This window comes from Paludibacterium yongneupense DSM 18731 (assembly GCF_000422925.1).
Taxonomy (GTDB): domain Bacteria; phylum Pseudomonadota; class Gammaproteobacteria; order Burkholderiales; family Chromobacteriaceae; genus Paludibacterium; species Paludibacterium yongneupense.
In genome coordinates, this window is the sequence record NZ_AUGZ01000004.1 from 239,256 (window position 1) to 258,859 (window position 19,604).

Here is a 19,604-nt window from a genome sequence, read left to right on the forward strand (position 1 = left end):
TCCCGGCTCAGCGGCAAATGGCCCGCGACAGATTATCCAGCGGTAGCACCTCATCGGCGGCGCCCAGCTTGATGGCTTCCTTGGGCATGCCGAATACGACGCAGCTATCCTCGTCCTGGGCGATGGTGCGTGCCCCGGCGTCGTGCATTTCAAGCAAGCCCTTGGCGCCGTCGTCGCCCATGCCGGTCATGATGATGCCCAGACAGTTGCGACCGGCGAACTTCGCCGCGGAACGGAACAACACGTCGACCGATGGCTTGTGGCGGCTGACCAGCGGACCGTCCACGACTTCGACATGATAAAACGCACCGCTTCTCTTTATCATCATATGTTTACCGCCAGGCGCGATCAAGGCACGTCCCGGAAGAATCCGGTCGCCATTGCTGGCTTCCTTGACTTCGATCTCGCTGAGGCGATTCAGGCGCTCGGCGAAAGAGGCCGTGAATTTTTCCGGCATATGCTGCACGATGGCGAGCCCGGGGCTGGTGCGCGGCAGGGCGGTCAGCACCACTTCCAGCGCCTGCGTCCCGCCGGTCGAGGTGCCGATGGCGACGATGCGCTCGGTGGTCTGGAACATGCCGCCGCCGGTCGGTGCGGTCAGGATGGCGTCGGCGGACAGTTTCGGACGCGCTTCCAGCGGCGTCGGCGCCATCGTGCGCACGCGGCTCATGCGTGCGCATGCGGCGGCACGCACCGCGCTGACCAGCATATTGCCGTTTTCCTCGAGAAACTGCTTGACGCCGGACTGCGGTTTGGCAATGACCTCGACGGCGCCCGCCGCCATCGCCTGCATGCTGATATCGGCGCCTTTCTGCGTCAACGATGAGCAGATCACGACCGGAGTGGGGTGCGTCTGCATCAATTGCTTGAGAAAGGTGATGCCGTCCATGCGCGGCATCTCCACATCGAGCACCAGAACATCGGGCCATTGTTTCTTCATCTTGTCCATGGCCATGATGGGGTCGGTCGCCGTGTCCATGACCTTGACATCGGGCACCGTGGCGAACACCTGCGCCAGAACCTGCCGCACGACGGCCGAATCATCGACTATCATCAGTTTGATGCTCATCGCTTTTCTCTCCTGATTTCCGGTTCGGTGCTGATGTCGCTGACCTGTGTCTGTCTGACCCACACGTCGCCGCTATCGATATCGAACATGACCAGCCGTGCGCTGGTCCCGCCCACGTCTTCGGCTTGTACATTCAGTCCCAGCTGGCGCGCAAGCGTGCGTGCCGCATCGATATTGCGGCCCGGCACGTCGTGCACCGGCAGATTGCGTTCGATGGTTGGCAGCACCGCGGCACCGCCTATCAGTTTGGCGTGAAACTCCTTGATCGGCCTTCCTGTGGCCAGCATGGCGCGCAACAGCAATAGCATCGCTTCATCCGCATAACGTCCCGACAGGGCGCCGTCGGTCTCGCTGCGCGTCGCCAGCAGGTAGTGGCACATGCCGCCGACCTTGAGCCGTGGATGCCACAAGGTGATGGAGACGCAGGAACCGAGCAGGGTCCGTATCCGTTCCGGTGCGTCACCGAAGTGCCATTCCCCCGGACGCAGGAACACGTCTTCTCGCACGAGTAGTGTCATCCCGGCTTCCGGTAAATGCCCGGCGCCTCCAGGGTCAGCGGCAAAGACAGACCGTGCAGGCTTTCCGAATGGCTGACCACCAGCCAGCCGCCTTTCGCGATGCGCGTCATGACCCGTTGCACCACGGCCGACTTGGTGTCGTTGTTGAAATAGATCAGTACATTGCGCAAGAAGACGACATCGAAGGGGCCGATGGCAGGCAGCGTCTGGTCGAGGTTGATCTGGGCGAATTGCACGCGCGCGCGCAGCGAACGGTCGACCAGCAAGGTGCCCTGATGGTGACCGGTGCCTTTCAGGCAGTAGCGGCGCAGAAACTCCGGCGGAATCCCCTCGCTGCGCTGCATGCTGTAATGCGCGTTTTTTGCCTTGTCCAGCGCATGGCTGCTGACGTCGCTGCCGAGCAGCTGCCAGTCGCCATCGACGCCGCGTGCATCCGCCAGCTGCATGGCCAGGCTCCACACCTCTTCGCCGGTCGAGGACGCCGCGCTCCACAAGCGGAACGGCTGCTCGCGCGGCCACTCGCGCAGCCGCTGCTTGAGCCAGTCGAAATGCTTGGCTTCGCGAAAAAAATAGGTCTCGTGCGTGGTCAGCAGATCGATGGCGATGGTTCGCTCTTCGTCCTCTTCCGCCGCCTGCAACAGGCGGAAATAGCCCTCCAGCGTCGTGACGCCCCGTGCTATCAGCCGCTTGTGCAGGCGTTGCTGCACGAGCGGCTTTTTGCACGGGGGCAGCGTGACGCCCGTGCGTTCTTTCATCCAGGCGCTGTAGCGCTGGAAAGTCGCATCGCTGAGCATGCCGCGCTCCTAGTCGATTTCCAGCCGCATATCGAGTGTGCTGTCGGCTTGAAGGTCGGTCAACTGCGTCATTTCATCCACCGACAGCGCGCGTTCGACATGCAGCAGCATGACGAAACGCGTGTCGACCTTGGCCATGCCGGCGATGAAGTCGGCGCGGATCTTGCCGCCGAACTGCGGCGGCGGTTCGATGTCGCTGCTGGGGATGGCCAGGACTTCATGTACCGCATCGACCAGTACGCCGATATACAACTGTTGCTCTTCGTACGTGACTTCGATGATGACGATGCCGGTGCGGCGACCGATCGGGGTGGCGGCGCGGCCGAAGCGGCGCGCGAGGTCGATGACCGGCACGACCGCGCCGCGCAGGTTCATCACGCCGCGGATGAAGTTCGGCATCAGCGGCACCTGGGTCAGCGGCACGTACTCGAGAATCTCCTTGATCGCCAGGATGCCGATGGCGAACGTGTCGCCGGCCAGCTGAAAGGTCAGATACTGGCCGGTATCGCCCGCCGCCTCGGCGGCGGGCGCAGTGTCGCGGTTGGGCGCGCTCATGGCCTTCTCCTGTTCAGAAGCGAACGAAATCGGACTCGTCCGCCGCGGCATCGCCTGGCGCGGGGCGCTTGCCGCGCGTGCTGCGCGCGAGCGGCGGGGCCATCGGCCGGCGCCGTCCTGCCCCTTCTTCCAGGCGGAAGAAGTTCATCAGATCCTGCAGGTTTTCAGCCTGGCTGCTCATCTCTTCGGCGGTGGATGCGAGTTCCTCGCTGGCCGACGCATTCTGCTGGGTGGTCGTGTTCAGCTGTTGCACCGCGGAATTGACCTGGCCGACACCGACCGCCTGTTCATTGGAGGCGGCGGCGATTTCCTGCACCAGGTCCGAGGTGCGCGAACTGGAGCGCACGATCTCTTCGAGCAACTGTCCGGCGCGTTCGGCCAGCGACACGCTGCTGGTGGCGACTTCGCCGATCTCCTGGGCCGCGATCTGGCTGCGCTCGGCCAGCTTGCGCACTTCGGCGGCGACCACGGCAAAGCCCTTGCCGTGCTCGCCGGCGCGGGCGGCTTCGATGGCGGCGTTGAGCGCCAGCAGATTGGTCTGGTAGGCGATATCGTCGACGATGCCGATCTTGTTGGCGATCTGACGCATCGCGGCAACCGTCTGGCGCACCGACTCGCCGCCGTCGGCAGCTTCGCGCGAGGCTTTGCTGGCGATGGTCTCGGTGACCTTGGCATTATCGTTGGTCTGGTTGATCGAGGACGAGATTTCCTCGATCGAGGACGAGGTTTCCTCGATGCCGGCGGCCGACTCGCTGGCCCCCTGCGCCAGCGATTGCGAGGTGGCGCTCAGTTCCTGCGAGGCCGACGACAGATTGTCGGCGCCGCTCTTGACCTCGCCGATGATGGCGCGCAGCTTGTCGACCGTGGCCGCGATGGCGGCGACGACGCTGCTGGTGTCGCCGTTGCGCAAGGCGACGTTGACCATCAGATTGCCGCCGGCCAGCTCGCGCATCACCGCCGCTACATAGTGGGGCTCGCCGCCCAGCGTGCGGGTCAGGTTGCGCGTGATCAGCACCGCGATCAGTGTGGCGACGACGATGGCGCCAACAGCCAGCGCGATCATCATATTACGCGCCGAGGCATAGGTCTGTTGCGCATCCGCGGCGGCCTGCTCGCTGAGCTTGTTTTCCAGCAGCGACAAGGAGTGGATGGTCTCGAGCAGCTTGCCCATCGCCGGGTTGGCCTGCTTGTTCATCACATCCTTGGCTTCGTCGTTCTTGTTCTGAGCGCCAAGCGAGGTCGCCTGGTCGGCATAGGCGAAGGCGGTCGGGCGTTGGCTCATGGTCTGCGCGATCAAGTCCTTTTCCGCGGTCGATGTCCCCGGCTGCGACTGCAGCATGTCGTTCAGTGCTTTTTCGCGGTCGAGATAAATGCGCTTGGCATCGCTGTACTTGGCCATCGCGTCGGCGATCTCGTTCGGCGTGGTCACGATGATCACGGTGCGGTAGGCGACGCGGACCTGCTGCACGGCGTCTTGCAGATCGGCCGCCATGCGCGACTCGACATTATTGATCTTGGTGATGTCGTGCAGCTCGTTGTTGATGCTACTGAAACCGTTCAGCGCGACCCCCACGGTGATGGCGAGGAAGGCGATCAGGCTGGCGAAGGCCAGGCCCAGCCGCATGGCGACGCTCATGCCTTTGTCGTTGGTGCTCATTGTGTTCTCCCTGATATCGTATCGGCTAACTTGTTTTGGTCCTGCGGTGCGTCTGTCGATGCTTCCAGCGCGATTTCCCCCTGCTCTGCCAGCAGACTGATTTCCGTCGCCGACAATACCTTGTCCACATGCAGTAGCACGACGAAGCGGTCGTCGACACGGGCCATGCCGGCGATGAAGTCGACGCGGATGCCGCCGCCCAACTGCGGCGGCGGCTCGATGTCGCTATCCGCGATGGCCAGCACCTCGTGCACGGCATCCACCAGGATGCCGATATGGCGCTGCTGTCCTTCGAGTTCGATTTCGATGATGACGATGCAGGTGCGGCGCCCGGCCTCGGTCGGCGCGTGGCCGAAGCGCAGGGCCAGGTCGATGACCGGTACCACCGCGCCGCGCAGGTTCATCACGCCGCGGATGAAGTCCGGCATCAGCGGCACCTGGGTCAGCGGGACGTATTCCAGTATTTCCTTGATCGCCAGGATGCCGATGGCGAAGGTCTCGCCGGCCAGCTGGAAGGTCAGGTATTGACCGATCTCGGCCACGGCTTCGGCTACCGGTTCCTGATCGTGCTTGCGCAAATTGAGTGCGCCCATCTCGCTTCTCCTTGGTTCCGATCCGGGGACTCAGCTTGGGCTGCCCGTGCGGCTGCGTCTGCCCGCCTCGCCGTCCGGCGAATAGCGTTCGCTTTCCTTGCGCGTCGCGTAATGGATCAACGACGGAATATCCAGTATCAGCGCCACTTCGCCGGTGCCGAGAATGGTCGAGCCGCTGATGGCTTTCAGGTGGCGGAACAGGCTGCCCAGCGGCTTGATCACGGTCTGGTATTCGCCGAGCAGTTCGTCGACCACCAGGCCGGCCTTGCTGTCGCCGAAACGGACCACGACCACGTTCTGGCGCTTGCCCGGGGCGGCGCCCAGCTCGAAGAAGGTGGACAGGTGCAGCAGCGGCAGAATCTCGCCGCGCAAGTTGAGGCAGTCGTGGGTGCCCTCCTGCTGCTGGGCGGGCGGCAGTTCGATACATTCGATCACCGCTTCCAGCGGCACCACGAAGGTGGCGTCGCCGTTCTGCACCAGAAAACCGTCGATGATGGCCAGCGTCAACGGCAGCCGGATGCGGAAGGTGGAACCCAGCTGCGGTTCGGAGTCGATGTCGACCGAGCCGCGCAGTTGTTCGATGCTCTTGCGCACGACATCCATGCCGACGCCGCGACCGGACAGATTGGTCACCTGCTCGGCGGTGGAGAAACCGGGTTCGAAGATCAGTTTGAAAATCTCCTGATCGCTGAGCGTGGCGTCGGCCGGCACCAGATTGCGTTCCACCGCCTTGGCCAGGATGCGGTCGCGGCGCAGGCCGCCGCCGTCGTCGGCCACCTCGATGACCACGCTGCCCGACTCGTGGTAGGCATTCAGCCAGATCGTTCCCGTGTCCGGTTTGCCTGCCGCCCGCCGCTGCGCGGTGTCCTCGATGCCATGGTCGATGGCGTTGCGCACGATGTGCATCAACGGGTCGCCGAGCTTGTCGACCATGGATTTGTCCAGCTCGGTGTCGGCGCCGGAAATGGTGAGCTGGATGTCCTTGCCCAGTTCGCGCGAGACATCGCGCACCACGCGCGGGAAGCGGTTGAAAATCTCGCCGATCTGTATCATGCGCATCGACAGGGTGCCGGCGCGGATCTGTTCGATCAGGCTGGAAATGGCCAGCGTGGCTTCGACCAGCGGGGTCTGATCGGCGCGGCGCGCCATCAGGTTGGCGGCGGCGCCGGCGATGACCAGCTCGCCGATCAGATTGATCAGACTGTCGAGCTTGCCGGCCTCGACTTTGATGAACTTGCTCTCCGGCGGTTTCGGCTGGCGTGCCTCGGCGTGCACGGCCTTGCCGCTCTCGGCGCGCGGCGTGACCGCCGCTGCGGTTTCGACGGCGGCGGGGGCCGCCACGGCCTCGATGGCAGGCGCCGTCGCATCAGGCAGCCCGAAACGCTGCCATACCGCTTGCAGCGCAGCCGCTTCGGCGGCGTCCACCTCGCCCGACAGCTCGGCCAGGTGCGCCGGCGCTTCGTCCAGCGGCCAGATATGAATGCGGCTGTCTTCGCGTGCGAATTCGAACGCATCCCACAGGGCGCCGATTTCGACCTCGCCGGCAAAGATCAGCTCCAGGCGCAGATAGTTGCTTTCCGGGTCGAATGCGGCACCGGCCGGCAGCTTGACGCTGATCGCTTCGATCCGTTCGATGCGTCCCATCGTGTGCAGATAGCGGATGAACGACGCCGGGTCCATGCCGTTGCGCAAGACGTCCGGTCCCAGGCGCAGGGAAATCAGCCAGGCCGAGGCGCGGGCTTCGGCCGGGGAGGGGGCGGCCGCCTCGGCCGGGGCCGGTTCGGCCGAGGGCTGAGGCGCGGCGCCGTGATTGAGACGGGCCGACAGTTCTTCCAGCAGCGGCAGGCCGGCATCCACCGGCAGGGCCTCCTTGGCCGCCAGGGCGTCGAGCAGCGTCTTGACGTGGTCGTGGCAGCGCAGCAACAGTCCGGCCAGTTCTTCGTCCAGTTGCAGGCTGCCGTCGCGCAGATGGTCGAGCGCGTTTTCCACCTGGTGAGTGAAACGGACGACATCGTCGAGCGCGAACAGTCCGGCCGAGCCCTTGATCGTGTGCATGGCGCGGAACAGGGCATTGAGCTGCTCCGGCGTGGTGGCGTCCATTTCCACATCGAGCAGAATGCGCTCCATATCGCTCAGCAGCTCGTTCGACTCTTCGAAAAAGGTTTGCAGCGCCAGTTCCATATCCAGTGTCATTGCGCGGTCTCCTCGAAGGTAAGCTCGGCATCGAGTCCGATCAGGGCGAGCAGCTCGCGCACGGGCTCGCCGGGGGAGAGCAGGCTGACCGGACGACCGAGACGCGCGCCCTCGCGCGTCAGCCAGATCAGTATCTGTGCCGCGGAACAGTCGAATTCGGTGATCTGCGACAAGTCGACCCGCAGCGCCTCTTCCTGCGCCAGGGCATCGAGAAGGGTGCGGTGCAAGTCGGCGGCCTGGAAGATGGTGGCTTCGCCCGACACGGTGACGAGGTGGCTCATGGCGTTTCTCCCGCCTACGGTAAGATCAGCTTGGAAACGGCCGTCAACAGCGCCGGCGGCTGGAAGGGCTTGACCACCCAGGCTTTGGCGCCGGCGGCCTGGCCCTGCTTTTTCATCTCGTCGCCGGCCTCGGTGGTCAGCATGATCACCGGGGTGAACTTGTAATTCGGCAACAGCTTGGCTTCCTTCACAAAGCTGATGCCATCCATGACCGGCATATTGACGTCGGATACGATGAGGTGGATTTTACGACCGTCCAGCAGCTTCAGCGCTTCCTGTCCGTTGCCGGCTTCGATGACATCGTAGCCGGCGCCGCTGAGTGCCATTTTGACGACCTGCCGCAAGCTGATTGAGTCGTCGATGATGAGTATGGTTTTGGCCATGATGACTCGCCCGTTCAGAAAAATGTGACATCGTCGGCCGCGGGCTCGATCTTGCCCCCGGTCCCGTGGTGTACGGAATGTTGCTCCTGCGTGGTATAGGTCTTCTTGAGGGCGGCAAGCCAGGCGCCGACGTCGGGTGGCGGGGGGGGCTCTCCGCCCAGTGCCCGCTCGAGCGAGGATTCCAGTTTCTGCATATCGGCGAGCACATGGCCGAGGATCTGGCTGACGCGGTCCTGAAACTGGAGGCTGACCAGAATCTGCTGGATTTCCTGCAGTATCTGCTGGCTTGCGGCACTGACCTCGGTGTGATTCTGGTCCAGCGTGGCGGTGAACTGGCGGTAGGTATCGATGACCTGATTGACCGCAAGGGAGATGCGCTCGGTCAGTTCTTTCTCTTCGCCGGTCACATGCTGCGACTGTGAAATGGTTCGCTCCAGCGCGCCGACCATGGCATTGATCTTGCCGCCTATCTGTTTGCCCGTGCTATCCGACTGCTGCGACAGCTTGCGCACTTCGTCGGCGACCACGGCGAAGCCGCGGCCTGCCTCGCCGGCGCGGGCGGCTTCGATGGCGGCGTTGAGCGCCAGCAGATTCGTCTGGCCTGCGATATACGAGACGGCGTCGGCCATGCCCTGCAGTTCGTTGCTGTATTGCTTGAGCTCGCTGATGTTTTTCTGCAGCGCGTCGCGTTGGGAGATGGCCTGCTTGAGCTGCTCCAGAATATCGCGCAGGCTGTCCTCGGTCCGCGTCAGTCCCTCGCGGTCTGCGACATTCAGGTCCTGCTTGCCCAGCGCATGCTGCAGCGAGCCGCCCATCGCGCTGAAGCGGGTCGCCAGTTCGCCTATCGCCTCGGTGATCTGTTCGTTGCCGAGAGAGGTGTGCCCACGCCATAGGGGCAGCACTTGGGCCGTCAGATCGGCATAGGGCCGCCAGAGGTCGGCGACAGGCTCGGCTGCGGGCACGCCGGCGTCGTTTTGGGGTTCGAGCCGCGCCGCCAGCCACCATGGGGCCGAGGCGAGCAGCAGGATGGCGAGCGCGAGCGCCGGCCATTGCAGGCTGTCGTAGGCGTAGGCGCCAGCCGCGAGGAGAACATCGACCACCAGGGCTAGCGCCAGGCGGCCACGGCTCCACGGGTGCTGAGATGTCCCCGTCATGCAATACCCCCTTCTTTTAACTGATATTGTTGTTAGTCTTATCTTTTTGTAGCTGTCACCCCTTACAGATGCAAATGGCCGCCCAGCTTTATTTGCCGCAGGGTACGGATTTTGCGAGTTGCGCCGCGAGACAGGCCGGGCACACGCAGTCGCCACCGGGCAGCGGCATTGCCACCGCAGGAAGGTCGGCGCACCAGCAGGCGCCGTTCTTGCCGCCTTCGCCGCAACGGAAGGGGGCGCCGCATTGGCGGCAGGTCATGGAACGCGCAGGCGTCGCGTTGCTGGGAGAGGCTGTGGACATGGCTTAGCTCGGGGTGATGAATGGATGCGCATGACGCAACTGGGTAAAAAATCATACACTAGCGCGAGTGCCAACCAGAAATCGCCAGCCCATGACTTCAATTCAAGCGAGTGCCACCCCTTTATCTTCCGAACAGAACATTGATGCCTCCATGTTCGAACTGGCCCCGGTGTCGCTGTGGCTGGAGGATTACAGCGGTTTGAAGCGCTTGTTCGACGCCTGGCGCGCCGAAGGCGTGACCGACTTGCGCGCCAGCTTGCGCGAGATGCCGGAACGGATTGCGCAGTGCTCGCAAACCCTGCGTCTGGTCAAGGTCAACCGCAAGACGCTGGAGTTATACGAAGCGGCCGATCAGGCCGCATTGGAACAGGGGTTGACGCGCATTTTCCGCGACGACATGCTGGCGGCCCATGTCGATGAATTGGTCGAGTTGTGGAACGGCGGTACCCGTTTTGCCAGCAATACCGTCAATTACACCCTGTCCGGACGTCGGCTCGACATCCAGTTGGCGGGCACCATCCTGCCCGGCTACGAAGACAGTTGGGAGCGGGTGCTGGTGTCTATCGAGGATGTGACCGAGCGCGAGGCCGCGCGGCGGCGTCTCGCCATCAGCGAAGCGTCGGCGCGCGGGCTGTTCGAGTTTTCTCCGGTTTCGCTGTGGGTGGAAGATTTCAGCTCGGTCAAGCGCCTGCTGGATGACATCCGCGCCCGCGGCATCGAAGATTTGCGCGTGTTCCTGGACGTCCACCCCGAATTCGTCGAGCGCTGCCTGCAGGAGGTCCGCGTCGTCGACGTCAACCGGCTGACGCTCGAAATGTATTGCGCGCCGGACAAGGCGACCTTGCTGCGTTGTTTGCCCGGTATTTTCCGCGACGACATGCGGCAGTCGTTCAAGGAAGAATTGATCGATCTGTGGCAGGGCAAGCTGTTTTACCAGCGCGAAATCACGAACTATTCGCTCGATGGAGACAAGCTGCATGTGCATCTGCAGTTCTCCGTGCTGCCGGGCTTCGAGCACAGCTGGGAGCTGGTGCTCGTCGCGCTGGTCGATATCACGGCACGCAAGAAGGCCGAGGCCTACCTCGAATTTCTTGGCAAGCACGATGTGCTGACCAAGTTGTATAACCGATCTTATTATGTCGATGAGCTCAACCGGCTTGAGCGCAAAGGACCGTTTCCGGTCACTGTGATTGTGCTCGATCTCAACGGGCTCAAGGATGCCAACGACCAGCTCGGCCATGCGGCCGGCGACAGCCTGCTGCGCCGTGCGGGCGAAGTCCTGACCGAAGCGATCGATCCGACCGCGCGCGCGGCGCGCATCGGCGGCGATGAATTTGCCGTCTTGCTGCCGGGCGGCGACGAACGCGATGGAGCCTTGATGGTCGAGCGCATCCATAAGCTGGTGGAGATCAATAATCAGTTTTATTCGGGGCAGGTGTTGAGCCTGTCGCTCGGCGTCGCCACCTGCCATGTCGGCGAACGTCTGGAGGCCGCCCTCCAGCGTGCCGACCTGCTGATGTACGAAAACAAGCGCAGCTATTATTCGGAGCAATCCGGCGTGCATTGATCCAGCGCAGTTCGTACGACGCAAGGCCGCAGGCGCGCGTGCATCCGGAATGCTAGGCTGTAAGAAAGAAGGCAGATAAGGTGGCGGAGCATGCTTTTCTGGAGGGAAAAGTTGCGCGATCCGGGCTGGCTGGTCCCGGTCCTGGCCTTGACTCTGGCCTGCGCCGCCCTGTTTGCCGGCGAAACCTGGATTGCCCAGAGCCGTTCGCAGGCGATGGTGAGTGCGGCGGCGGACCAGTCGCGGCTGCTCAGCTCGGTTGAGTCGAAGGTCGATGGCGTCGGCCGCAGCATCGAACTGGCGCTTGGCAGCATCGATCAATCGATCGGACGCAGCGGGAGCGAGTCGCCGCTGCAGGATGCGATGATTGCCGGCATCAGTTCGCGCCTGCGTCTGGTCAGCGACGGCATGATTGCGCTGCGGCTGATCGATGTCGACGGCGGTGTCTACTTCTACCCTTACCCGGAGCATCCGCCCCGGGTGAATGTCCGCGATCGCGAGTATTTCAGGCTGGGGCTGGCGTCCGCTCCCGGGACGCTATTCTTCGGCGTGCCGATCAGAAGTCGTCTCACCGGCAGGTGGGGACTGCCGCTGATCCGTCGGCTGGAGAACCGGCATGAGGGCATTGCGCTGGCCTGCGCGGTGCTGGATATGGAATCCCTGTCGCGCTTCGTCGGCCAGGTCGAACCGGGGCACGGCGATGTCGTGACGCTGACACGCGTGGACGGAACCGTGCTCGGCCGCTGGCCCGACTCCGGCTCCGGCGCGGCCATCGGCCATCGCTCCGACCTGGCGCCGTCAGGCGAGCGGCTCAATTCTGTCCGTCACGGCGTTTTCATCCAGATGATCTCGCCGATGGATGGACGTCGCAAGCTGGTTAGCTATGCTACTTTAGAACGCTACTCGGTTGTCGTTACGGTCAGCACCCCGCTGGCCGAGATACTGGCGGCGACAGAACGTACGGCGCTGCTGATTCGTGGCGGGGTCGCCGCTTTCATCGTGTTCGAACTGCTGGCGCTGGCAGCCGTCTGGCGCTTGCTGCAGCGCCTGCACCGGCGCGAGTCGAGACTGGCCGACGTGGTGCGCGAGAAAACGGCGAGCATGGCGTTGTTGAGTCAGCGTACGATCGATCTGGAAGCCACCCGCGAATCACTGGAGAGGCTGTCCATCACCGATCCCCTGACCGGCCTGTATAACCGGCGCCATTTCATCGACATGGTCGAAAGAACCCTGGCCGTCGCCCAGCGCGAAGGGCAGCCGCTGACCCTGCTCTATCTCGACATCGATTACTTCAAGCATGTCAACGACAACTACGGCCATGTCGCCGGGGATGTCACTTTGCAAGTGCTGGCTGGAGTGATGCGCGGCGGACTGAGGCCTGGCGACGACCTGGCGCGCATAGGCGGGGAGGAGTTCGCGATTTTGCTGCCCGATGCCGGTATCCATCAGGCGCAAGCGGTGGCGGAAAGAGTGCGCAGCGAGGTCGAAGCGAAGGTGGTCGCTACCGGGGAGGGCGATGTGTCGGTCACGATCAGTATCGGCGGCGCAGTGGCCAGCGCCTGCGACACCCCGACTTCGCTGTTGAAGCGGGCCGACAGTGCCTTGTATCAGGCCAAGCAGCAGGGGCGCAATCGGGTGGTGTTCAGCGCCGATTGCTAGACTTGCGCCAAAAAAATGCGCCGCCCGGGAGGGCGGCGCGCGAGTCGTCGCTCAGGCTCAGGCCAGTTGCTGGACGACGGCTTCTTTCCAGGGCGTGTCCCTGGTCGAGTACAGGCTGCCGTCGGCACGGCGCACAAAAGCGGCATCGTGGCCGATGTGGGCCTTGGCGACCTCCATGGCGATCCCTTCCGAAGCGAAACGTAGTTCGAATACGGCGTTGTCGGCGCCCTGTTCGACGAATTTGTCACCGACGCTGGCGTAGCGTCCGTCCCTAAGCAGATAAACGGCCCACTGACTCATTGCAAAACTCCTTCCAAGATCGAGAAATGACGGCGGTCACGGGCGTAGGCGTGCAGCCGATTGCTATCAGACTAACGCGAGCGGCGTCTGCAGTTTGTGCGTTGCATCAAACAAGCGAAAATTTAATGCGTTTTTTGCATTCGATCATGTCTGTTTTCTATTTGCCGGGTCGTGATCTCTTGCCGGCAGATGGGAGGCGGCTGGACAAATTCCGGGTGCGAAGGTAAATACTGTTGCGAAGTATTTGTTTTGATTCCGCTTCGCAGGAGCACACGCATGGTGTCTGTCATGGCGCGTTGGGCCCGGGGCCGTTTTCATTACGGCTGGATCGTACTGGGCGTCACCTTTGTGGTGATGCTCGTCACCGCCGGCACGCGGGGGGCTCCCAGCGTCATGATGGTGCCGTTGGAGCGCGAATTCGGCTGGAGCCGCGGTGCGATTTCACTGGCGCTGGCGATCAATCTGGCCTTGTTCGGGCTGATGGGGCCGTTTGCCGCCGCCGCGATGCAGCGCTTCGGCCTACGGCGGACGGTGCTGGTTTCGTTGTCGGTGCTGGCTCTCGCTGTCGGCGCCTCCGCCGCGATGCGCTCGCAGTGGCAGCTGCAGCTGCTGTGGGGGGGCGTGGTCGGCTGTGCAACCGGCGCCACGGCAATGACGCTGGGGGCGACCGTGGTCAATCGCTGGTTTATCGCGCACCGCGGCTTGGCCATGGGCGTGTTGACCGCCAGCTCCGCGACCGGCCAACTGGTGTTTCTGCCGCTGCTGGCTGCGATCACCGAGCATTATGGCTGGCGCCCCGTGGCGGGGACGGTTGCGTTCGCGCTGGCTCTGGTGGTGCCGCTGGTCTGGTGCTTGTTGCCCGAGAGGCCGGCAGCGGTCGGTCTGGCTGCCTACGGCGACCCTGCGGCGATCGAGGTCGTCACGCCTTCCCGCCACAGCCCGATCGCGATCGCGTTCGGCGCCTTGCGCCGTGCGGCGCGCACGCGTGACTTCTGGCTATTGTTTTTCAGCTTTTTTGTGTGCGGCGCAAGCACCAATGGCTATATCGGGACCCACTTCATCGCCATGTGCGGCGACTACGGGCTGACGCCGGTGCGCGGGGCCGGCATTCTGGCGGCGATGGGCTTGTTCGATCTGCTCGGAACGACGGCGTCGGGCTGGCTGTCGGATCGCTATGATGCGCGGCGTCTGCTGTTCTGGTATTACGGCTTGCGCGGTTTGTCCTTGATCTATCTGCCCTATGCTTTCGGTTTTGAATTCTTCGGGCTGCCGCTGTTTACCGTGTTCTACGGAATGGACTGGGTGGCGACGGTGCCGCCGACGGTGCGGCTGACGACCGATTGCTACGGCCGCCAGGACGCGCCGGTCGTGTTCGGCTGGGTGGTCGCCGGCCATCAGTTGGGGGCCGCTGCTGCCGCACTCGGCGCCGGCTTGCTGCGCAACAGTCTCGGCAGCTATACGCTTGCGACGATGCTGTCCGGCGCCTTGTGTCTGATCGCGGCCGTCAGTGTCCTGCGCATCCATCGCCCGGCGCGCGCGAGCACGGCCTGAGCCGGTTTTATCGGCTTCAGGCGATGCCGAATTCGGCCGGAATCTTGACGTAGAACAGCGATAGCTGTTCCGCTTTCACCCGTGTCAGCAGGTGTTGCGCTTCCTCTTCGCTGGCGATGAAGTCGACTTCGATCGGCAATTCGCCCTGCAATTCGATGAAATGGCTCTCATGCAGGATGCGGTGGCGACCATAGCCGGCGATCACGCGCAGTGCCGAGCCGCCGCGAATGTCCATCTGCCTGGCGGTATCCAGCAGCCAGTCGTAAACCAGCACACCGTGAACGCGCTGTTTTTCCTGCACGAAAAAGCGCAGAAAGACGCCATGTGCCGCGGCCGGACCTTGTGCTTCGTTCATTTCTCAGTTCCTCCCGTGTACGGCGCGTGCGGTCGTGGCTAAAAGCGCGATGTCGTCAGCCAGGAGACCGTTGCCATGCCGAGCGCCGTCATTGTCAGGGATCCGAACAGGTGCACGCTCGCCGTGCCCAGCGCCCATAAATACTGTTGTCGCGCGAGCAAACCCACCACTTCCGCGGAAAACGTGGAAAAGGTGGTCAGCCCGCCGAGAAAACCGGTGATCGCGAGCAGACGCAGCTCGGGCGGCAGCCCGGAGCTCTGGTTGAAGAACACGACGGCCATGCCGACCAGGTAGCCGCCGAGCAGGTTGGAGGCCAGCGTCCCGAGCGGAACGGTAGGAAAAACCGGATTGAGCAGCAGGCTCAGTCCCCAGCGCAACCATGCCCCCAAGGTCGCCCCCACGGCAATTGCCAACAAGGCTGGCGCCTGGCTCATACCCTTTCTTCCTTTCGCGGACCGCCATGCGGAAGCATTGCGGTGATGTTTGCAGCATAGCAGTCCGCCCGTCCGGGCGGAATCGGCGCGTCGCCGTATCAGGTATTGTCCCGCTCGCGCAGAATGCGCGCAAGGGCATGGGTGGCGGGGCCCGCGCGCTCGTAATCGGCGTAGATCAGGTTGAGCGGGATCATCCGCACCCGGCCGCTGCCGAGCGGCAGGGCGAGCAACTCGCCAGTCGCCAGAGCCGCTGCGATCGCCTGGCGCGGCAGCCAACCGAAGCACAGGCCGCTGCGAATCGCTTCGACCGCGGCTTCGACCGAATTCACGGTCCAGGTCTGCTGCGCGGCCGGGGCGCTGTCGCGCGCCGGCTGGGCATGACTTTCCAATCTCACTTGCAGGTGGTGGGCGAGATCGCTCGCGCCAAGCGTCGCCTTGCGGCTGCGATGCAGCGGATGATCGCGTTGCGCGACAGCCAGCAACTCGGCCTCCATCAGCCGCTCGCCGCCGGCCAGGCCCTGCATCGCGATATAGAGGTCGGCGGCGCTGCGCTGCGGTGTCAGGCGCACGACTTCGGTCAGCCCCACGCGGGTATGCGGAAACGCCTGCGCAAAGCGGGCGAGCGCCGCAAACAGGGCTGCCTTGGGGTAGAGGCTGTCCACGGCCAGCCGTATCTGGGCTTCTGCGCCCTGCTTCAAGGCCTGCGCCCGCAGCTCCAGGGTTGCCAGTTCATTGATCAGAGGCCTGGCGTCCTCCAGCAACGCCCGTCCGATCGGCGTGAGCGCGGCTTTGCGCCCGTCGACCTGTAATAGCTGGAGGTCCAGCCTTTCCTGCAAGCGCGCGACGGCATAGCTGACGGACGACTGGCTGCGATGCAGCGTCTCGGCCGCCTGATGAAAGCCGCCGGTGTCGACGATGGTTTGCAACACCAGCCATTGCTCGAGCGAGGTGCGTGGCAGGGGGGACATCGATTCGATTTTCCGATCGGTTTGCGCATTTTTTTGCGCTTATCAATTGTAATTGCTTCGTCGTATCTTACTGGCATGTGCCGCCGAGCGGCAAGCCCACCCAGTATGGAGAACGGTATGTCACAGCAGGATCACAGCGCCGAGTTGAAGTCCTTCATCGGCAAACATCTGGTTTACACCTACGATAATGGTTGGCAGTACGAGATCTATGTCAAGAATGGCGAGCGCTTCGACTACCGCATCCATAGCGGCATCGTTGGCGGTCGCTGGGTGACCGACCAGCAGGCCCACATCCGTGCGGTCGGCGAGCAGGTATTCAAGATTTCCTGGGATGAGCCGACCGGAACGACGGTCAGTTTGACCGTCAATCTGCTGCGCAAGGAATTGCATGGCGTGATTTTTTTCCCGCGCTGGGTGTTTGCCGACCCGAAAAAAACCGTGTGCTATCAGAACGAGCACCTCGACCTGATGCGCGAGTACCGCGATGCGGGCCCGACCTATCCGAAGGAGGTGATAGACGAATTCGCCACCATCACCTTTATCGAGGACTGCGGCCCCGATCGTGACGATGTCATCGCCTGCGCGCCGGATCGCTTGCCGGCGGGTTTTCCCGACCGGATGGCATCCTGAGGAGGCGATGAAAATGATGAAACTCGGATACCTCGCCTCCCTCGTCGCCATCGGCGCGGCCCTCGGCGGTGCGGCGCAGGCGGCGGCTCCGGACAGCCGCGAGCTGACGGTGACGTTGACCCGCACGCCGGTCAAGCTGATCTCGAATGTCGTGTTTGCGCAGCCGTCCATGCGCGGCTACGACAATGTCGCGCTGCGCATGGATGTGCTGAAGCCGACGGCGGCGAAACCGCTGCCGGCGGTGGTGTTCATCACTGGCGGCGGTTTCGTCAATGCCAACAAGGACAGTTATATCCAGCAGCGTCTGGATCTGGCCCAGGCCGGGTATGTCGTCGCGAGCATCGAGTATCGGGTTGCGCCGACCGCCATGTTTCCGGCGCCGCTGATCGATGTGAAGTCGGCGATACGCTTTCTGCGCGCCAATGCGGCCCGGTTTGGCATCGATGCCGGCCATATCGGCGTGCTTGGCGAATCCGCCGGCGGCTATTTGTCCGCTTTCGCGGGGGTCAGCAATGGCGATAGGCGCTTCGATCAAGGCGAGCACCTGGACCAGAGCAGCGCCGTGCAAGCCGCCGTCGATCTGTACGGCTTGTCCGATCTGAACCGGGTCGGCGAAGGCTTTTCCGAAGCGGTTCAGGCGCAGCATCGCTCGCCCTCCGCCCCGGAAGCGATGTGGGTGAACGGTCCGGCCGTGCTTGGCACCGGCGGTGCGATATCGAGCGATCCGGCGCGTGCCGAGGCGGCTAATCCTGTCGCTTATGTCAGCAAGACCGCAGCGCCTTTCCTGCTCATGCACGGCGATCACGATACGCTGGTTTCGCCGCGCCAGACGGAGCGGCTGTTTGTCGCCCTGCGCGGCCTGGGGGTGGATGCGACCCGCTACGTCGTCAAGGGCGCCGCGCACGGCGGAGAGTACTGGATCCAGCCGCCGGTGATGCAGACCATCATCGCGTTCCTCGACCGCCATCTGAAGCCGTAAGCGGCGCCGGCCGCGCCCGCGTTGCAACGCGGCGCGCGACCCGCCACAGCAGCAGCACGGCCAGGACCGTGCCGTAGATCAGCGGCTGGGTCAGGTCTTTCTTCACCAGCCAGAAATAGTGGACGACGGCCATGACGGTCAGCGGATAGATCAGGCGGTGCAACAGACCCCAGCGCCGCTTGAGCCGCTTGATCCAGCCTTGGGTCGAGGTGACGGCCAGCGGCAGCATCAGCAGCCAGGCCGCCATGCCCATGGTGATGAACGGTCGTTTGACGATGTCGTGGCCGATGGCGGGCCAGTCGAAGAATTTGTCCAGCCACAGGTACAAGGTCAGGTGCAGAACGCCGTAGAAAAAGGCGAACAAGCCCAGCATGCGACGCAGCCGGATCAGAATGCTCAGGCCGGTCAGCGTGCGCAGCGGCGTGATGGCAAGGGTGAGCAGCAGCCAGCTGAGGGTCCAGGTTCCGGTGGAGCGGGTCAGAAATTCGATCGGGTTGATGGCGTCGCCGCTGGCGGCCAGCCACAGCGCACGCGCGAGCGGAAGCAGGCACAATGCGAAGACGGCGCGCTTGAACCCGGTAATGTGGGAAGAGGGCGTCAGCCCCGGTCGGATCGAGGGGGTCATGGAGTTCTCAGTAATTCTTGCGCAGATCCATGCCGCGATACAGCGCAGCCACCTGCTCGGCGTAGCCATTGAACGGCAGCGTCGGGCGTTTGAAGAATTCGCCGATGCGGCGCTCCGTCGCCTGGCTCCAGCGCGGATGGTCCACCGCCGGATTGACATTGGAGTAGAAGCCGTACTCGGCCGGATTGGCCAGGTTCCAGCTGGTGGCGGGCAGGGTCTCCATCAGGTGGATGCGTACGATGGACTTGATGCTCTTGAAGCCGTACTTCCACGGGACCACCAGACGGATGGGGGCGCCGTTCTGATTGGGTAGCGGCTTGCCGTACAGGCCGGTGGCCAGCAGCGTGAGCGGGTTCATCGCCTCATCGATGCGCAGCCCTTCGCGATAGGGCCAGGCCAGCGTATGTTCGCGTTGCCCCGGCATTTCGGACGGGCGCAGCAAGGTTTCGAAGGCGACATAGCGTGCGCGGGCAGTCGGCTGTACCTGTTTGAGCAGACTGGCGAGCGGAAAGCCGGTCCACGGGATCACCATGCTCCATCCCTCCACGCAGCGCAGTCGATAGATGCGCTCCTCTTGCGCGAAGCGCAGCAACTCCTCGATACCGTAGTGGCGCGGATGGGCCACCTCGCCGTCCACCGCGATCTGCCAGGGGCGGACTTTCAATGAACCGGCGTTTTCGCCGGGGTCGCTCTTGTCGGTGCCGAATTCATAGTAGTTGTTGTAGTGGGTGATCTCCTGCCAGCTGTTTTCCTTCTCCCGGGTGGAAAAGGGGCTGGCGGCCAGCGCTTCGGCGGACAGCAGCACGCCGGCCGAGCCTAGCATGAACTGGCGCCGGTTCAGATAGACCGGTTCCGGGGTGAGCTCGGAGGGACGGATGGCGTCGGGTTTCTTGATCAGCATGGCCAGGCTCCGCATTCGGGGTAGGGGGCGAAATCGTTGCTCCGGCGGACGGGCCGCACGGCTCTGTGGGGGGGCATCATCGCTTCGACTGTCAAACAGAATCGGCGTTCCCATCCATTAGTCGTAGCACGTTACGATTT

The 19,604-nt window shown here is 63.5% G+C and carries 22 protein-coding genes; 5 read left to right on the forward strand and 17 right to left on the reverse strand.

The annotated features are described in order from the left end of the window. Window positions 1-7: 7 nt before the first annotated feature. The 11 genes from G520_RS0101200 to G520_RS24195 all read right to left on the reverse strand — a co-directional run bounded on the left by G520_RS0101200 (window position 8) and on the right by G520_RS24195 (window position 9,498). On the reverse strand, window positions 8-1,069 hold the full coding sequence (locus G520_RS0101200) for a protein-glutamate methylesterase/protein-glutamine glutaminase (RefSeq protein ID WP_028534078.1): 1,062 nt from the start codon (window positions 1,067-1,069) through the stop codon (window positions 8-10). Then, window positions 1,066-1,587: a chemotaxis protein CheD gene (locus G520_RS0101205; RefSeq protein ID WP_028534079.1), complete on the reverse strand. Its 522-nt coding sequence runs from the start codon at window positions 1,585-1,587 to the stop codon at window positions 1,066-1,068. Before G520_RS0101205 ends, G520_RS0101200 begins: the two co-directional genes overlap by 4 nt. Further along, complete coding sequence (locus G520_RS0101210; protein ID WP_028534080.1) at window positions 1,584-2,381, reverse strand: CheR family methyltransferase; 798 nt, start codon at window positions 2,379-2,381, stop codon at window positions 1,584-1,586. The genes G520_RS0101205 and G520_RS0101210 overlap by 4 nt, the downstream gene beginning before the upstream one ends. 9 nt (window positions 2,382-2,390) lie before the next feature. Further along, window positions 2,391-2,936, reverse strand: a complete 546-nt coding sequence (locus tag G520_RS0101215; RefSeq protein ID WP_028534081.1) for a chemotaxis protein CheW — start codon at window positions 2,934-2,936, stop codon at window positions 2,391-2,393. A 13-nt stretch (window positions 2,937-2,949) separates the two neighbouring features. Further along, window positions 2,950-4,593: a methyl-accepting chemotaxis protein gene (locus tag G520_RS0101220; protein WP_028534082.1), complete on the reverse strand. Its 1,644-nt coding sequence runs from the start codon at window positions 4,591-4,593 to the stop codon at window positions 2,950-2,952. Further along, a complete protein-coding gene (locus G520_RS21040; RefSeq protein ID WP_051228796.1) occupies window positions 4,590-5,186 on the reverse strand; it encodes a chemotaxis protein CheW in 597 nt (198 codons plus the stop codon). Before G520_RS21040 ends, G520_RS0101220 begins: the two co-directional genes overlap by 4 nt. A 30-nt stretch (window positions 5,187-5,216) precedes the next feature. Beyond that, a complete protein-coding gene (locus G520_RS0101230) occupies window positions 5,217-7,379 on the reverse strand; it encodes a chemotaxis protein CheA (RefSeq protein ID WP_246542744.1) in 2,163 nt (720 codons plus the stop codon). Next, complete coding sequence (locus G520_RS0101235; RefSeq protein ID WP_028534084.1) at window positions 7,376-7,660, reverse strand: STAS domain-containing protein; 285 nt, start codon at window positions 7,658-7,660, stop codon at window positions 7,376-7,378. Before G520_RS0101235 ends, G520_RS0101230 begins: the two co-directional genes overlap by 4 nt. A gap of 14 nt (window positions 7,661-7,674) precedes the next feature. Then, complete coding sequence (locus tag G520_RS0101240) at window positions 7,675-8,043, reverse strand: response regulator (protein WP_028534085.1); 369 nt, start codon at window positions 8,041-8,043, stop codon at window positions 7,675-7,677. Between the two features lie 14 nt (window positions 8,044-8,057). Continuing rightward, entirely contained in the window at window positions 8,058-9,197 is a 1,140-nt protein-coding gene (locus tag G520_RS25620; RefSeq protein ID WP_084637398.1) for a methyl-accepting chemotaxis protein, read from the reverse strand. A gap of 88 nt (window positions 9,198-9,285) precedes the next feature. Then, window positions 9,286-9,498: a cysteine-rich CWC family protein gene (locus G520_RS24195; protein WP_084637399.1), complete on the reverse strand. Its 213-nt coding sequence runs from the start codon at window positions 9,496-9,498 to the stop codon at window positions 9,286-9,288. 91 nt (window positions 9,499-9,589) lie between these two features. Here G520_RS24195 and G520_RS0101255 point away from each other — a divergent pair, with 91 nt between their 5' ends. Beyond that, window positions 9,590-11,065, forward strand: a complete 1,476-nt coding sequence (locus G520_RS0101255; RefSeq protein WP_028534087.1) for a sensor domain-containing diguanylate cyclase — start codon at window positions 9,590-9,592, stop codon at window positions 11,063-11,065. Between the two features lie 90 nt (window positions 11,066-11,155). Further along, window positions 11,156-12,721 carry a sensor domain-containing diguanylate cyclase gene (locus G520_RS0101260; protein ID WP_028534088.1) on the forward strand — a complete coding sequence of 522 codons (1,566 nt, stop codon included), beginning with the start codon at window positions 11,156-11,158 and terminating at the stop codon, window positions 12,719-12,721. A gap of 57 nt (window positions 12,722-12,778) precedes the next feature. Here G520_RS0101260 and G520_RS0101265 read toward each other — a convergent pair whose 3' ends face one another. Further along, window positions 12,779-13,021 carry a hypothetical protein gene (locus G520_RS0101265; RefSeq protein ID WP_028534089.1) on the reverse strand — a complete coding sequence of 81 codons (243 nt, stop codon included), beginning with the start codon at window positions 13,019-13,021 and terminating at the stop codon, window positions 12,779-12,781. 276 nt (window positions 13,022-13,297) lie between these two features. Here G520_RS0101265 and G520_RS0101270 point away from each other — a divergent pair, with 276 nt between their 5' ends. Next, window positions 13,298-14,572: an MFS transporter gene (locus tag G520_RS0101270; protein ID WP_211222728.1), complete on the forward strand. Its 1,275-nt coding sequence runs from the start codon at window positions 13,298-13,300 to the stop codon at window positions 14,570-14,572. A 16-nt stretch (window positions 14,573-14,588) separates the two neighbouring features. On the opposite strand, the gene G520_RS0101275 is transcribed toward G520_RS0101270, so the two are convergent. From G520_RS0101275 to G520_RS21050, 3 genes are all read right to left on the reverse strand, one after another. Next, entirely contained in the window at window positions 14,589-14,927 is a 339-nt protein-coding gene (locus G520_RS0101275; RefSeq protein ID WP_051228800.1) for a DUF190 domain-containing protein, read from the reverse strand. Between the two features lie 38 nt (window positions 14,928-14,965). Beyond that, on the reverse strand, window positions 14,966-15,361 hold the full coding sequence (gene crcB / locus G520_RS0101280) for a fluoride efflux transporter CrcB (protein ID WP_028534092.1): 396 nt from the start codon (window positions 15,359-15,361) through the stop codon (window positions 14,966-14,968). Window positions 15,362-15,459: 98 nt separating this feature from the next. Further along, window positions 15,460-16,329 carry a LysR family transcriptional regulator gene (locus tag G520_RS21050; protein ID WP_036664945.1) on the reverse strand — a complete coding sequence of 290 codons (870 nt, stop codon included), beginning with the start codon at window positions 16,327-16,329 and terminating at the stop codon, window positions 15,460-15,462. Between the two features lie 117 nt (window positions 16,330-16,446). On the opposite strand from G520_RS21050, the gene G520_RS0101290 reads away from it, so the two are divergent. Continuing rightward, a complete protein-coding gene (locus G520_RS0101290) occupies window positions 16,447-16,959 on the forward strand; it encodes a phenolic acid decarboxylase (protein WP_028534093.1) in 513 nt (170 codons plus the stop codon). Window positions 16,960-16,972: 13 nt separating this feature from the next. After that, complete coding sequence (locus tag G520_RS0101295) at window positions 16,973-17,938, forward strand: alpha/beta hydrolase (RefSeq protein ID WP_211222729.1); 966 nt, start codon at window positions 16,973-16,975, stop codon at window positions 17,936-17,938. Here the strand turns inward: G520_RS0101295 and G520_RS21055 are convergent. Next, complete coding sequence (locus G520_RS21055; protein WP_084637400.1) at window positions 17,904-18,563, reverse strand: protein-methionine-sulfoxide reductase heme-binding subunit MsrQ; 660 nt, start codon at window positions 18,561-18,563, stop codon at window positions 17,904-17,906. The genes G520_RS0101295 and G520_RS21055 overlap by 35 nt on opposite strands. Window positions 18,564-18,570: 7 nt before the next feature. Next, window positions 18,571-19,464 (reverse strand): protein-methionine-sulfoxide reductase catalytic subunit MsrP, encoded by an 894-nt coding sequence (msrP, locus tag G520_RS0101305; protein WP_028534095.1) that lies wholly within the window; start codon window positions 19,462-19,464, stop codon window positions 18,571-18,573. Window positions 19,465-19,604: the final 140 nt, after the last annotated feature.

Excerpts from the sequence above, each read along its gene's own strand:
- G520_RS0101220 (WP_028534082.1), bottom strand. The coding sequence starts at position 4,593 with ATGAGCACCAACGACAAAGGCATGAGCGTCGCCATGCGGCTGGGCCTG.
- G520_RS0101260 (WP_028534088.1), top strand. The coding sequence starts at position 11,156 with ATGCTTTTCTGGAGGGAAAAGTTGCGCGATCCGGGCTGGCTGGTCCCG.
- G520_RS0101205 (WP_028534079.1), bottom strand. The coding sequence starts at position 1,587 with ATGACACTACTCGTGCGAGAAGACGTGTTCCTGCGTCCGGGGGAATGG.
- G520_RS0101270 (WP_211222728.1), top strand. The coding sequence starts at position 13,298 with ATGGTGTCTGTCATGGCGCGTTGGGCCCGGGGCCGTTTTCATTACGGC.
- G520_RS0101215 (WP_028534081.1), bottom strand. The coding sequence starts at position 2,936 with ATGAGCGCGCCCAACCGCGACACTGCGCCCGCCGCCGAGGCGGCGGGC.
- G520_RS24195 (WP_084637399.1), bottom strand. The coding sequence starts at position 9,498 with ATGTCCACAGCCTCTCCCAGCAACGCGACGCCTGCGCGTTCCATGACC.
- G520_RS0101255 (WP_028534087.1), top strand. The coding sequence starts at position 9,590 with ATGACTTCAATTCAAGCGAGTGCCACCCCTTTATCTTCCGAACAGAAC.
- msrP (WP_028534095.1), bottom strand. The coding sequence starts at position 19,464 with ATGCTGATCAAGAAACCCGACGCCATCCGTCCCTCCGAGCTCACCCCG.
- G520_RS0101230 (WP_246542744.1), bottom strand. The coding sequence starts at position 7,379 with ATGACACTGGATATGGAACTGGCGCTGCAAACCTTTTTCGAAGAGTCG.
- G520_RS0101210 (WP_028534080.1), bottom strand. The coding sequence starts at position 2,381 with ATGCTCAGCGATGCGACTTTCCAGCGCTACAGCGCCTGGATGAAAGAA.
- G520_RS21040 (WP_051228796.1), bottom strand. The coding sequence starts at position 5,186 with ATGGGCGCACTCAATTTGCGCAAGCACGATCAGGAACCGGTAGCCGAA.
- G520_RS0101200 (WP_028534078.1), bottom strand. The coding sequence starts at position 1,069 with ATGAGCATCAAACTGATGATAGTCGATGATTCGGCCGTCGTGCGGCAG.
- G520_RS0101275 (WP_051228800.1), bottom strand. The coding sequence starts at position 14,927 with ATGAACGAAGCACAAGGTCCGGCCGCGGCACATGGCGTCTTTCTGCGC.
- G520_RS21050 (WP_036664945.1), bottom strand. The coding sequence starts at position 16,329 with ATGTCCCCCCTGCCACGCACCTCGCTCGAGCAATGGCTGGTGTTGCAA.
- G520_RS0101240 (WP_028534085.1), bottom strand. The coding sequence starts at position 8,043 with ATGGCCAAAACCATACTCATCATCGACGACTCAATCAGCTTGCGGCAG.
- G520_RS0101235 (WP_028534084.1), bottom strand. The coding sequence starts at position 7,660 with ATGAGCCACCTCGTCACCGTGTCGGGCGAAGCCACCATCTTCCAGGCC.
- G520_RS0101265 (WP_028534089.1), bottom strand. The coding sequence starts at position 13,021 with ATGAGTCAGTGGGCCGTTTATCTGCTTAGGGACGGACGCTACGCCAGC.
- G520_RS21055 (WP_084637400.1), bottom strand. The coding sequence starts at position 18,563 with ATGACCCCCTCGATCCGACCGGGGCTGACGCCCTCTTCCCACATTACC.
- G520_RS25620 (WP_084637398.1), bottom strand. The coding sequence starts at position 9,197 with ATGACGGGGACATCTCAGCACCCGTGGAGCCGTGGCCGCCTGGCGCTA.
- crcB (WP_028534092.1), bottom strand. The coding sequence starts at position 15,361 with ATGAGCCAGGCGCCAGCCTTGTTGGCAATTGCCGTGGGGGCGACCTTG.
- G520_RS0101295 (WP_211222729.1), top strand. The coding sequence starts at position 16,973 with ATGATGAAACTCGGATACCTCGCCTCCCTCGTCGCCATCGGCGCGGCC.
- G520_RS0101290 (WP_028534093.1), top strand. The coding sequence starts at position 16,447 with ATGTCACAGCAGGATCACAGCGCCGAGTTGAAGTCCTTCATCGGCAAA.